The organism is Neorhizobium sp. T25_27 (assembly GCF_002968565.1).
GTDB classification, from domain to species: domain Bacteria; phylum Pseudomonadota; class Alphaproteobacteria; order Rhizobiales; family Rhizobiaceae; genus Neorhizobium; species Neorhizobium tomejilense.
In genome coordinates, this window is the sequence record NZ_PVBJ01000004.1 from 178,932 (window position 1) to 190,860 (window position 11,929).

The following is an 11,929-nucleotide window of genomic DNA, read 5'->3' on the forward strand; positions in this document are numbered from 1 at the left end:
ATGGCCCTGACACGCGAATTCAAGGAAACGGTGAAGGCCCGGCTGGATCAGGATCCGGCATTTCGCGCCGCTTTGCTTTCGGATGCGGTCGAACTTCTTCTGGAAGGCGATCTCGAAACCGGTAAGAGCGTGCTGCGCGACTTCATCAACGCTACGATCGGTTTCGAGACATTGGCCGAAAAGGTCGATATGCCGGCCAAGAGCCTGATGCGAATGTTCGGGCCAAAAGGCAATCCGCGCGCCGATAATCTGTTCAATGTCATCCGGCAATTGCAGGAAAGCTCGGGCATCCACCTGGCAGTGGCCGCCGCCTGATCTTAACCCCAAAAAAACCGCCGGATCTTTCGACCCGGCGGTTCCCCGTCCCCCGACTAACTTTAATTAGCTGGCCCGGCGCATCTTCTGTGCGACGCGGTTGAGGCTGCCGGCACCGGCATTGTAGCCGGTATTGTGGCCTGCACTGATGCGGAAGCTGCTGATCAGGCTGAGCAGTTCATCGGTGTCGGCGGCAAGCGCTTCAGCCGAGGCGGTCGTTTCTTCCGCCATCGCCGCATTGTGCTGTGTCGCCGCGTCGAGCTGGTTCAGCGACGACGAGATCGAGCGCAGCGTCGTGTCCTGTTCGGAAGCCGAATGGGCGATCTTGCCGACGATGTCGCTCGCCGCCTTCACCTGGTTGGAAATCCGTTTCAGGGCTTCGCCGGCTTCGCCAACGAGGCGGACGCCGTTCTGCACCTGTCCGGAAGAACGCGAGATCTGGTCCTTGATCTCCTTGGCCGCAGCGGCGGAGCGCTGGGCCAGTTCGCGCACTTCCTGGGCGACGACCGCAAAACCCTTGCCGGACTCGCCGGCGCGGGCTGCTTCGACGCCGGCATTGAGGGCCAGCAGGTTGGTCTGGAAGGCGATATCGTCGATGACGCCGATAATCTTGGAGATCTCGTCCGACGAATGTTCGATGCCGCCCATCGCGTCGATCGCCTGGGCGACGATCTGGTCGGAACGGGTGGCCTCGGCGCTGACCGAGGTGACGCGCTGTGCTGCCTCATGTGCACCTTCGGCCGTCTGGCGAACGGCGACGGTGAGTTCGTCGAGAGCCGCGGACGTCTCTTCGAGATTGGCGGCCTGGCGTTCGGTGCGTTGCGACAGCTCGCTCGAGGCGCGGCGGATTTCTTCCTTCGAGCCGCCGATGTCGATGCCCTTGGCATTGACCTTGCTCATCGCCGCTTCGAGATGGGCGAGTGCTTCGTTGAAGTTGTGGCGCAGCGTCTCGTAACGCGGGCCGAGATCGCCGCAGCGGATCGTCAAGTCGCTTTGGGCGAGTGATTCCAACGCTTCGCCGATGGTGGAGACCACGCGGGCCTGGCTTGCGGCTTCCTGCTGCTGGCCGGCGAGGTTCTGCTGGCGTTCGCGGTCGAGCTCCTGGCGCTGCTTTTCCTCGCGATCGGCCATGGCATGGCGTTCGCGGATCTTTTCCTGCAGCGCCTGGGTGGCCTTCGCCATCATGCCCACTTCGTTCGACATGTCCGTATGCGGGATGGCGATCGTGACGTTTTCGTCGGCGACCGCCTGAAGCGTGCCATGCACGGCGGCGAGCGGCTTGGTGATGCCGCGGATTACCACATAGGCAGCCGCAAGGGCGATTATCAACGCGAGCGCACCGATAGCGAGTGCGTCCAGCACCATTCCGCGTATCTGTGCCTGCAGGTCGTCGGTGTAGACGCCTGTCGCAAGGACCATCTGCCAGGGTTCGAATGCCTTCGCATAGGAGCTCTTCGAAAAGTCGCCATCAGGCAGGCCGGGCTTGGTCGTGCTTATATAATCGACAATTCCGCCGCCGGATCTGCCAACGGAGACCATTTCGTCGCGGAACAGTTTTCCGGCAGAATCAGGTTTGCCCTTGCCGCTCTCGCCGACCTTCTTCGGATCGGGATGCATCAGCATCTTCACGTCGTAGTCATAGGCAAAGAGATAGCCGTCGGGCTGGAAGCTCATGGCGGAGACTGCGGCGAAGGCCTGCTTCTGGGCTTCTGCGCGCGTCAGCTCACCGGCCGCCTCACGCTGCTGGAACTTCTTGAGGATGCCGATACCTGACTCCACCTGGGTCCGCAGCATTCCATACCGCTCGGCATAGATAGCGCGCGTCGAGGTCTGGAGTTGGAAATAGGTCACGACAGCGAAGCCGGCGATCAGGGCCAGAACCAGCAGGACGAGCTGGTTTGAAATCCTCAGGTTTTTCATGTTCGTTCCATAAGTGATTGAGCTCGCCTCGAGCGACTTGGAAGAATGATTCTGAATGGAGAGGCGCTTCTGCGCGTGGAAATGTGCTGCATCGCACACCCGAGAGAATATGATGCAATATTTGAATAAAAATTTAACAAAAGCGAATTTCAGGGATGATATTTAACAATCCAGAGAAATTATGCGTATGTTTTTACGAGGAAGTACGTTTAAAGCTGTCGCCAAAAAAAAGAAATTTGAGCATCAAGGCTCAATAAGCTGAAGCGGTTTGGAAATAGTATTTAATGTCCATGCATTATATACTTGAGTTGAATTTCTATTATGTGGCTTATTATCTCTTATGATGCAGCCGCCGGATCTTTCGACCCGGCGGTTCCCCGTCCCCCGACTAACTTTGATTAGCTGGCGCGGCGCATCTTCTGCGCGACGCGGTTGAGGCTGCCGGCGCCGGCATTGTAGCCGGTGTCGTGGCCTGCACTGATGCGGAAGCTGCTGATCAGGCTCAGCAGTTCATCGGTGTCGGCGGCAAGCGCCTCGGCCGAGGCGGTCGTTTCTTCCGCCATCGCCGCATTGTGCTGGGTGGCCGCGTCGAGCTGGTTCAGCGATGACGAGATCGAGCGCAGCGTGGTGTCCTGTTCGGAAGCCGAATGGGCGATCTTGCCGACGATGTCGCTCGCCGCCTTCACCTGGTTGGAAATCCGCTTCAGGGCTTCGCCAGCCTCGCCGACGAGGCGCACGCCGTTCTGCACCTGTCCGGAAGAACGCGAGATCTGGTCCTTGATCTCCTTGGCCGCAGCGGCGGAGCGCTGGGCCAGTTCGCGCACTTCCTGGGCGACGACCGCAAAACCCTTGCCGGACTCGCCGGCGCGGGCTGCTTCGACGCCGGCATTGAGGGCCAGCAGGTTGGTCTGGAAGGCGATATCGTCGATGACGCCGATAATCTTGGAGATCTCGTCCGACGAATGTTCGATGCCGCCCATCGCGTCGATCGCCTGGGCGACGATCTGGTCGGAACGGGTGGCCTCGGCGCTGACCGAGGTGACGCGCTGTGCTGCCTCATGTGCACCTTCGGCCGTCTGGCGAACGGCGACGGTGAGTTCGTCGAGAGCCGCGGACGTCTCTTCGAGATTGGCGGCCTGGCGTTCGGTGCGTTGCGACAGCTCGCTCGAGGCGCGGCGGATTTCTTCCTTCGAACCGCCGATGTCAATGCCCTTGGCATTGACCTTGCTCATCGCCGCTTCGAGATGGGCGAGCGCTTCGTTGAAGTTATGGCGCAGCGTCTCGTAGCGCGCTCCGAGATCGCTGCAGCGGACGGTGAGGTCTCCCTGGGCAAGCGCTTCCAGCGCTTCGCCGATGGTGGAGACCACACGGGTCTGCAGCGCGGCTTCCTGCTGCTGCATATCGACATTCTGCTGGCGCTCGCGATCGAGTTCCGTCTTCTGTTTTTCCTCGCGATCGGCCATGGCATGGCGTTCGCGAATCTTTTCCTGCAGCGCCTGGGTGGCTTGCGCCATCATGCCCACTTCGTTCGACATGTCCGTATGCGGGATCGTCGCGGTGACATTTTCATCGGCGACGGCCTGCAGGGCCGTGTGCACGGCGGCCAGCGGCTTGGTGATGTTGCGGATGACGAGGACGGCGACGCCGAGTGCGAACAGGAAGGCGATGAAGCCGATGCCGACCACTTCCAGGATCGCCTTGTTGATCTTGGCGTCGAGGTCGTCGGTGTAAACGCCCGTGCCGACAATGAGCTGCCAAGGCTCGAAGGCGCGGGAATAGGCGGCCTTTTCGAAGACCTTGTCAGCCGGCATGCCGGGCTTTTCCCAGTAATAGGTGGTGACGCCGCCGCCGGCACGGCCCTTGGCGACCATCTCTTCGCGGAACAGGTTGCCCATCTTGTCCGGCTGACCCTTCTGGTTCACGCCGATCAGTTTGGAATTGAAGTGGAACTGCGTCACCGTCTCGTAGTTCAGGCCGAAGATGTAGCCGGCCGGCTCGTATTTGATCCCTGCCACGGTTGCGTAAGCCAGTTTCTGCGCGTCCTCGCGCTTCAGCTCGCCCGACTTTTCCCGGTCGTAATAGGATTGCAGGATGGAAATGCCCGATTCCACCTGGGTGCGCAGCATTTCGTAGCGCTCGGCATAGATGGAGGCGATCGACGTGCGGATTTGATAGTAGGTGACGGCGGTAAAAGCCACCATGAGCACTGCCACCATGGTCAATAACTGGTGGGAAATCTTGAGATTCTTCATGTTTCGACTCACTTTCAGGCAGCCGAACTCTCCCGGAGGAGCCGGAGCGGGGGCGAAGTTTTTGGGGAAGCGCGTCCTGCGCCGGTCACGTGCTTACATCGCACTATGACGCGAGAGTGATCTCGAACATTTGAATAAAAATTTAATTATCGGGGTCTTGACAGCCCCGAACGCAAATATTTTGGGCAGGTCGGATTTGACGATGCACAATTTGCGCGCATGCCGTGAAACGGCGTTCCAGAAGCACTTTCTGCTATGTAAATATAATGATTTTCTAACTTAGAACCGGTTGATGCGCAGCTCGAACATGTCGAGGACCAGCGGCTTCGGCGCGAACGAAGCTTCGGCAATTCCGACCGACGCGTCGCCGATTGTCTTCACGGCACTGGTCATGGCGTCGGTATCGATGCCATCACTCGGTGCTTCGGCGGCGACGATCTGCGTCTGGGTCGAGCCGTTGGTCGTCGGGTGAAGTTCGGCAATGGCCTTTTCCTCGGCCATCCATTGGGGCAGCTTGCTGACATGAACCACCGGCGAGCCGCCCAGCCAGGCTTCGGTGCGCGCCAGCTTCTTCTCACCGTTGATCTCGATGACTTCCGTCTTCTGGGTGCCGGCCGGCAGATCGGGAACCTTGTAGGCCGCCTCGTCGGATTTCGGGGCCACGGCGACCGGGCAGCTTGCGCAGGTCTTAGTGACGATACTGACGCTTGGCTGGTGCGCGCTGTTGATCACCGTGATCGAGGACGCGAAAGCGGAACCGCTTGCAAACACCAGAGCTGTAGCCAGAACGAGACGCATGACCGGGAATCCTTCTTGAGGTCCCCAATGTTTACCGCCGCTTCGTTTCTATCCCGTCTGGATAATCGGTAAATTTTGAATGAACTTGGCGTTTCCGGCACTCAGCTCTTTTCGCGCGCCACTGCCTGCCAGCCGATATCGCGGCGGCAGAAGCCGTTTTCCCATTCGACCTGGTCCACGAGCCTGTAGGCGCGCGCCTGCGCATCCGCGACGGTCCCGGCGGTCGCCGTGACGTTCAGCACGCGGCCGCCCGTTGCGACAAGTTTGCCGTCCTTGAGGGCCGTCCCGGCGTGAAAAATCTTGCCGCCGGCAGCATCCTCCGGCAGGTGGGCGATCCGGGTGCCCTTGTCGTAGGCGCCCGGGTAACCCTTGGAGGCCATCACCACGGTCAGCGCCACGTCGTCGCTCCACTCGGCGGAAACCTGGTCGAGCGTTTCGGTCGCTGCCGCATGCAGCAGGTCGAGCAGGTCGCTCTTCAGCCGCATCATCAGCACCTGGCATTCGGGATCGCCGAAGCGGACATTGTATTCGATCAGTTCCGGACCCTTGGCGGTGATCATCAATCCGGCGAAGAATACGCCGGTAAAGGGATGCCCACTTTCGGCCATGCCGCGGATCGTCGGCTCGATGATCTCCTTCATGGTGCGCGCGACCATGTCCGGTGTCATGACGGGAGCGGGCGAATAGGCGCCCATGCCGCCGGTATTCGGGCCGGTATCGCCGTCGCCGACCCGCTTGTGGTCCTGGGCCGTCGCCAGCGCCAGCGCTGACTTGCCGTCGGACAGGCAGAAGAAGCTTGCCTCCTCGCCGTCCAGATAGGCTTCGACCACCACTTCGGCACCGGCAGACCCGAAGGCGCCGTCGAAGCAGTCGTCGATTGCGGCAAGCGCCTCGTCGAGCACCATGGCGACGGTGACGCCCTTGCCGGCGGCAAGCCCGTCTGCCTTCACGACGATCGGTGCGCCCTGTTGGTGCACATAGGCCTTGGCCTCGGCAGCGTCGGTGAAGCGGCGATAGGCGCCGGTCGGGATATCGTAGCGGGCGCAGAGATCCTTGGTGAAACCCTTCGAGCCTTCGAGCTGGGCGGCGGCTGCGGAAGGACCGAAGGTCGCAATGCCCTTGGCGCGGAGATGGTCCGCAAGCCCGGCCACGAGCGGCGCTTCCGGCCCGACGACGACGAGACCGATTGCGTTGTCGAGACAGAAGGCCGCGACGGCGGCATGATCGTCGATGTCGATCGATACGAGTTCGGCATGATCGGCGATGCCGGGATTGCCGGGGGTGGCGTAGAGTTTGCCGAGTTTCGGAGACTGGGCGAGTTTCCAGGCGAGCGCGTGCTCGCGTCCACCCGAACCGATCAAGAGAACTTTCATGTCCTGCCCTCGCCTGCGCTGAAAACCTTGGCCTTGCGCGGCGGTTAAGGGGAGGGGAGGCAAAGGTCAAGGGCCAAGGCTTAGGTGGCCTCCCATCTTGTGGCCATCATGGCGTTTCGATGGGAGGCCGTTGCGTTCGATAAAGGTCAGAATTCACCGCGCCGATTTTTGGCGCCACGTCGGATGTCCAGTGTCGTCTGGAAGATCACCCTGTTCCGATAGGCGAGGAAAGGCACCGGTTCGTTCCGAAGGGACGCATCGTTCAGCTTCTGTTCGAGATAGGAAATGGCAGCCTCTAGCTCTTCATTGGCGACCGCCGTGTCAAATGCCAGTGTCCTGGCGGCGTTTTTGGGCATTCGTATCTCCATTCGGCCACATCATGCGGCGGAATGATTTTAATAGCCTCTTGCCGGAGGTGAGAGTGCGTTGGTTCTTTTCCACAGGGCCTTGGTTAGCAATCGGTCACCTCGTGTCTCGTTCCGGCACGGTTGGCGCCAAGCAAATTGTGGAACCGGCATTCGCCACGTTGCCTTGCCACAAACTTCGACTATGGTCGCGCCTCCCATTTGAACGAGGACGCCCATGGCCGCCGATCTCCGTTTCCTTGCCGCCGCGATTGCCGCGGAAATCAATGCCCGTCCCGAACAGGCCGCCGCCGCGATCGGGCTGATCGACGAGGGCGCCACCGTGCCGTTCATTGCGCGCTACCGTAAGGAAGTGACCGGCGGGCTGGACGATACGCAGCTCCGCAACCTGTCTGAACGGCTGGTCTATCTGCGCGAGCTCGAAGCACGCCGTTCCACCATCGTCGATTCGATCAATACGCAGGGCAAGATGACCGACGAGCTTGCCGCAAAGATCGGCAAGGCCACAACCAAGGCCGAGCTCGAAGACCTTTATCTCCCCTATAAGCCGAAGCGCCGCACCCGCGCCGAGATCGCCCGCGAACGTGGCCTCGGACCCTTGGCCGAAGCGATCTGGGCCGACCGCAGCGCCGATCCGGCGGTATTGGCGCAAGCCTATGTCAAGGACGAGGTCGCCGACGTGAAGGGTGCGCTCGAAGGCGCCCGCGATATCGTCGCCGAGACGATCTCCGAAAATGCCGACCTGCTCGGCCGGCTGCGCCAGCATATGCGGGCCGGTGCGACGCTGAAGGCCAGGGTGGTCGACGGCAAGCAGGAGGCCGGCGCCAAGTTCTCCGACTATTTCGATCATTCAGAGCGATGGGCAACCGCTCCCGGCCACCGCGCGCTTGCCATGCTGCGCGGCTGGAACGAGGAGTTTCTGACGCTGACGATCGAAGTCGATCACGACGATCCGTCGCCGGTAAAACCCGCCCAGCGTATCATCGCGCTCGCCTTCGATATCCGCGACCGTGGGGCCGCCGACCGTTGGCTGATGGAAGCCGCCGGCTGGACCTGGCGTGTCAAGCTCTCGGTCTCGCTGTCACTCGACCTGATGCGCGAATTGCGTGAGCGCGCCGAGGAGGAGGCGATCCACGTGTTCGCCCGCAACCTCAAGGACCTGCTGCTCGCCGCACCCGCCGGCTCGCGCACCACGATGGGCCTCGATCCGGGCATCCGCACCGGCGTCAAGGTCGCGATCGTCGATGCCACCGGCAAGCTGCTGGAAACCACCACCGTCTATCCGTTCCCCCCGAAGAACGACATCCGCGGCACCCAGGCCGAGCTCGCCTCGCTGGTCCGCAAACACAATGTCGAGCTGATCGCCATCGGCAACGGCACCGGCAGCCGCGAGACGGAAAAGCTGGTCGCCGACATGCTGTTGAACCTGCCCGGGCAGAAACCCACCAAGGTCATCGTCTCGGAAGCCGGCGCATCGGTCTATTCGGCGTCGGAAACTGCCGCTCTCGAATTCCCCGGCCTCGACGTGTCGCTGCGCGGCGCCGTCTCCATCGCCCGCCGCCTTCAGGATCCGCTGGCGGAATTGGTCAAGATCGAACCGAAATCGATCGGCGTCGGCCAGTACCAGCACGATGTCGACCAGGGAAAACTGTCCCGCTCGCTGGATGCGGTGGTCGAAGACGCGGTGAATGCGGTTGGCGTCGATTTGAACATGGCGTCCGCGCCGCTGCTCGCCCGCGTCTCCGGCCTCAGCCGGTCGATTGCCGAGGCGATCGTCGCCCATCGCGACCAGAACGGCGCTTTTTCGAGCCGCAAGGACCTGCTGAAGGTCGCCCGTCTCGGAAACCGTACCTTCGAGCAGGCGGCAGGCTTCCTGCGCATCCCGAACGGCAAGGAGCCGCTGGATTCGTCCGCCGTCCATCCGGAAGCCTATGGCGTCGCCAAGAAGATCGTCGCCGCCTGCGGCCGTGACCTCCGCTCGCTGATGGGCGACAGCGCAGCGCTCAAGGCGCTCGACCCGAAGCGGTTCATCGACGAGACCTTCGGCCTGCCGACCGTCAAGGATATCATCGCCGAACTGGAAAAGCCCGGCCGCGACCCGCGCCCGAGCTTCAAGACCGCCACTTTTGCCGAAGGCGTGGACGAGATCACCGACCTGAAGCCGGGCATGATGCTCGAAGGCACCGTCACCAATGTCGCCGCCTTCGGCGCTTTCGTCGATATCGGCGTGCACCAGGACGGGCTGGTCCATGTCTCGCAGCTCGCCGACCGCTTCATCAAAGATCCGCATGAGGTGGTAAAGGCCGGCGACGTGGTCAAAGTCCGCGTCGTCGAGGTCGATGTGAAGCGCAAGAGGATAGCGCTGACCATGCGCAAGGACGGCGGCGAGGCAGCACCCGCTCCCCGCGGAGACCGCGACGTCCGGCCGGTTAACCCGAAAATGATGAAAACTGAAAAACCTTCATCTCAGGGCGCTTTTGGTGCAGCACTCGCAGAAGCTTTAAAACGCAAGTAAATTTCACGGGCTTCCGGAAAATCTCAATCACAGCGTGCGGGCCGTCAGCCAGGGGTTTGACGGCCTGTTTTTTTATGTCATTTTCATGGCTGCAATGTGCTTGAAAGTCGCACAGAAACGACTAGATTTTGGATTAGTAAGGCATCCTTAGTATTCTTGGAGGTGGGTCCGTGGCCTCGTCCCTTCACAATCTTCTCAGCAAAATCATCAAGACTGGAACTTTGATCGTACGCGGTTCGGCCGGCGAGCAGCGTTATGGCGGCGGCGGTGGGCGGTCCGTTTCGATACGCTTTATCGATGAGGCCGCCGAACGCGAACTGGTGGCGGATCCTCCTTTGAAGCTCGGCGAGCTTTACATGGATGGCCGTCTCGTCATCGATGACGGCGACATCTACGAGTTCCTGGCGCTTATCAAGGACAATACCCTCAGCGAAGGCCTGACCTTCGGGATGATCTGGCGCGGCATCGCCCGCGTGCTGGTTTCCCAGTTCCGCAATCGCGTGCCGATCAACCACAATCGGCGCAACGTCGCCCATCATTACGACCTCGACGAAAAGCTGTTTTCGCTCTTCCTCGACGAGGACTGGCAATATTCTTGTGCCTATTTCAATCCGCCGGGGATTTCGCTCGACGAGGCGCAGATCGCCAAGAAGCGCCACATCGTCGCCAAGCTGCTTGCCGAGCCGGGCCAGAAGGCGCTGGAGATCGGCTCCGGCTGGGGCGGCATGGCCATGTATCTGTCGGAATCTTCCGGCGTCGATGTGACCGGCATCACGCTCTCGACCCAGCAGCTCAAGATTTCCCGCCAGCGCGCCGCCAAGCGCGGGCTTGCCAACAGCGTCCGCTTCGAACTGCAGGACTATTATTACTTAGCCCCGGACAAGCGTTACGACCGTATCGTTTCCGTCGGCATGTTCGAGCATGTGGGCCGGCTGAACTATCAAAAGTTCTTCGACAAGGTGAACGACGTGCTCGCCGATGACGGCGTCATGGTGCTGCATTCGATCGGCCAGCCCTATCCGGCCCTGATCAACAATCCCTGGATCGAGAAATATATCTTCCCGGGCGGTTACATTCCGGCGATCTCGGAAGTGATTCCGGCGGTCGAGAAGGCCGGCCTGCTCGTCTCCGACATCGAAATCCTGCCGATGCATTATGCCCATACGCTGCGCCACTGGCGCGAGCGGTTCATCGCCAACAAGGACAAGGCGGCGGCGCTTTACGACGATCGTTTCGTGCGGATGTGGGAGTTCTATCTGGCCGGTTCGGAAATGGCCTTCACCCACGAAAGCTTCTTCATCTTCCAGATGCAGATCGTCAAGAAACGCACGGCCGTTCCCGACAACCGCAATTACATCTACGAGCGCGAGGCGGAGCTCAAGGCCTTCGAAGAAAGCCGCATCCCGCTCGACAAGGTTGCCGTCTGAACTTCCGCTTGGTTAACAAGCTGGCAATGGAAATGCGATAATAGAACAGAAATCCCCAGTGGGGTCTCTGTTCTGTTTTGCGTTTTCAGGATCCATTGCCATGTCCCTGCCTCTTCGGGCTGCCCTTTTCATTTCTGTCTTTTCGATCGTTTCTCCCGGCAGCGCCGCGGCCCAGGAAGGCTTCTGGTCCGGCGACTGGTACCTGACGCTCGGCGGCGCCGGTTTCGTCGCGCCGAAATTCGAGGGTGACAACGGCCGCAGCCTGCAGTTCTCGCCGATCATCTCGCTCGGCCGCCAGAACAGTAAACAGGCACGTTTCTCCTCCCGCAACGACAGCATCTCGTTCGCGCTGATCGACCAGGGTTCGATCCGCGCCGGCGTGGCGGCCAAGCTGATCATGCCGCGCGACGGCGATACCTCAGATGACCTGAAGGGCCTGAAGGAGGTCAAGCTCGGCGGCGAACTCGGCGGCTTCATCGATATCTATCCGACCGACTGGATCCGCGCCCGGGCCGAAATCCGCCAGGGCATCCGCAGCCATGACGGCGTCGTCGCCGATGTCTCCGTCGATGCTTTCACGGATCTTCAGCCGGATCTCAGGCTTTCCGGCGGTCCGCGGGCGACCTGGGCAAGCAACGGCTACAACGACGCCTATTACAAGGTCACCCCGAGCGAGTCCGCAGCGTCGGGCCTCTCCGCCTACGACCCGGGCAGCGGCCTGCATTCTGTCGGCGTCGGCGCGGCGTTGACCTGGAAGGCGACCGAACAGCTCGAGCTCACCTCGTTTGCCGAATACAAGCGGCTGACGGGCGATGTCGCCGACAGCAGCCTGGTGCGCGAGCGGGGTTCCAAGAACCAGCTGATGTTCGGCGTTTCGGCAAGCTACAAATTCGGCTTCTCGCTTCCCTGAGGCGTAGCTCTTCTATGCCTTAAGGCGTGAGCGTGCTCGCGACGGAAGGCGCGG

General features: G+C 61.1%; 9 protein-coding genes. 4 read left to right on the forward strand and 5 right to left on the reverse strand.

Translation table 11 applies throughout. The features are described from left to right. On the forward strand, positions 1 to 315 hold the full coding sequence (locus C5J24_RS14155) for a DNA-binding protein (protein WP_105402043.1): 315 nt from the start codon (positions 1 to 3) through the stop codon (positions 313 to 315). A gap of 66 nt (positions 316 to 381) precedes the next feature. Here the strand turns inward: C5J24_RS14155 and C5J24_RS14160 are convergent, their stop codons facing one another. From C5J24_RS14160 to C5J24_RS14180, 5 genes are all read right to left on the reverse strand, one after another. After that, entirely contained in the window at positions 382 to 2,235 is a 1,854-nt protein-coding gene (locus tag C5J24_RS14160) for a methyl-accepting chemotaxis protein (RefSeq protein ID WP_105418672.1), read from the reverse strand. 398 nt (positions 2,236 to 2,633) lie between these two features. Continuing rightward, positions 2,634 to 4,487 carry a methyl-accepting chemotaxis protein gene (locus C5J24_RS14165; RefSeq protein ID WP_105418674.1) on the reverse strand — a complete coding sequence of 618 codons (1,854 nt, stop codon included), beginning with the start codon at positions 4,485 to 4,487 and terminating at the stop codon, positions 2,634 to 2,636. 279 nt (positions 4,488 to 4,766) lie between these two features. Continuing rightward, the gene (locus C5J24_RS14170) at positions 4,767 to 5,285 is read right to left on the reverse strand and encodes a plant virulence effector HPE1-like domain-containing protein (protein WP_105418675.1); all 519 of its coding nucleotides are present in this window, start codon (positions 5,283 to 5,285) and stop codon (positions 4,767 to 4,769) included. A gap of 101 nt (positions 5,286 to 5,386) precedes the next feature. Continuing rightward, positions 5,387 to 6,658, reverse strand: a complete 1,272-nt coding sequence (gene purD, locus C5J24_RS14175) for a phosphoribosylamine--glycine ligase (RefSeq protein ID WP_105418677.1) — start codon at positions 6,656 to 6,658, stop codon at positions 5,387 to 5,389. Between the two features lie 146 nt (positions 6,659 to 6,804). Beyond that, positions 6,805 to 7,014 carry a hypothetical protein gene (locus C5J24_RS14180; protein WP_105418679.1) on the reverse strand — a complete coding sequence of 70 codons (210 nt, stop codon included), beginning with the start codon at positions 7,012 to 7,014 and terminating at the stop codon, positions 6,805 to 6,807. Between the two features lie 226 nt (positions 7,015 to 7,240). Between C5J24_RS14180 and C5J24_RS14185 the strand changes: the two genes are divergently transcribed. The 3 genes from C5J24_RS14185 to C5J24_RS14195 all read left to right on the forward strand — a co-directional run bounded on the left by C5J24_RS14185 (position 7,241) and on the right by C5J24_RS14195 (position 11,875). Then, positions 7,241 to 9,538, forward strand: a complete 2,298-nt coding sequence (locus C5J24_RS14185; RefSeq protein ID WP_105418681.1) for a Tex family protein — start codon at positions 7,241 to 7,243, stop codon at positions 9,536 to 9,538. A gap of 170 nt (positions 9,539 to 9,708) precedes the next feature. Continuing rightward, a complete protein-coding gene (locus C5J24_RS14190) occupies positions 9,709 to 10,965 on the forward strand; it encodes a cyclopropane-fatty-acyl-phospholipid synthase family protein (protein ID WP_105418683.1) in 1,257 nt (418 codons plus the stop codon). 100 nt (positions 10,966 to 11,065) lie between these two features. Then, positions 11,066 to 11,875 (forward strand): MipA/OmpV family protein, encoded by an 810-nt coding sequence (locus tag C5J24_RS14195; protein WP_105418685.1) that lies wholly within the window; start codon positions 11,066 to 11,068, stop codon positions 11,873 to 11,875. Positions 11,876 to 11,929 lie beyond the last annotated feature (54 nt).

What these genes read in the sequence shown, in the direction of transcription:
- C5J24_RS14155 (WP_105402043.1), top strand. Translation starts at nt 1, where the DNA reads ATGGCCCTGACACGCGAATTCAAGGAAACGGTGAAGGCCCGGCTGGAT.
- C5J24_RS14160 (WP_105418672.1), bottom strand. Translation starts at nt 2,235, where the DNA reads ATGAAAAACCTGAGGATTTCAAACCAGCTCGTCCTGCTGGTTCTGGCC.
- C5J24_RS14165 (WP_105418674.1), bottom strand. Translation starts at nt 4,487, where the DNA reads ATGAAGAATCTCAAGATTTCCCACCAGTTATTGACCATGGTGGCAGTG.
- C5J24_RS14170 (WP_105418675.1), bottom strand. Translation starts at nt 5,285, where the DNA reads ATGCGTCTCGTTCTGGCTACAGCTCTGGTGTTTGCAAGCGGTTCCGCT.
- purD (WP_105418677.1), bottom strand. Translation starts at nt 6,658, where the DNA reads ATGAAAGTTCTCTTGATCGGTTCGGGTGGACGCGAGCACGCGCTCGCC.
- C5J24_RS14180 (WP_105418679.1), bottom strand. Translation starts at nt 7,014, where the DNA reads ATGCCCAAAAACGCCGCCAGGACACTGGCATTTGACACGGCGGTCGCC.
- C5J24_RS14185 (WP_105418681.1), top strand. Translation starts at nt 7,241, where the DNA reads ATGGCCGCCGATCTCCGTTTCCTTGCCGCCGCGATTGCCGCGGAAATC.
- C5J24_RS14195 (WP_105418685.1), top strand. Translation starts at nt 11,066, where the DNA reads ATGTCCCTGCCTCTTCGGGCTGCCCTTTTCATTTCTGTCTTTTCGATC.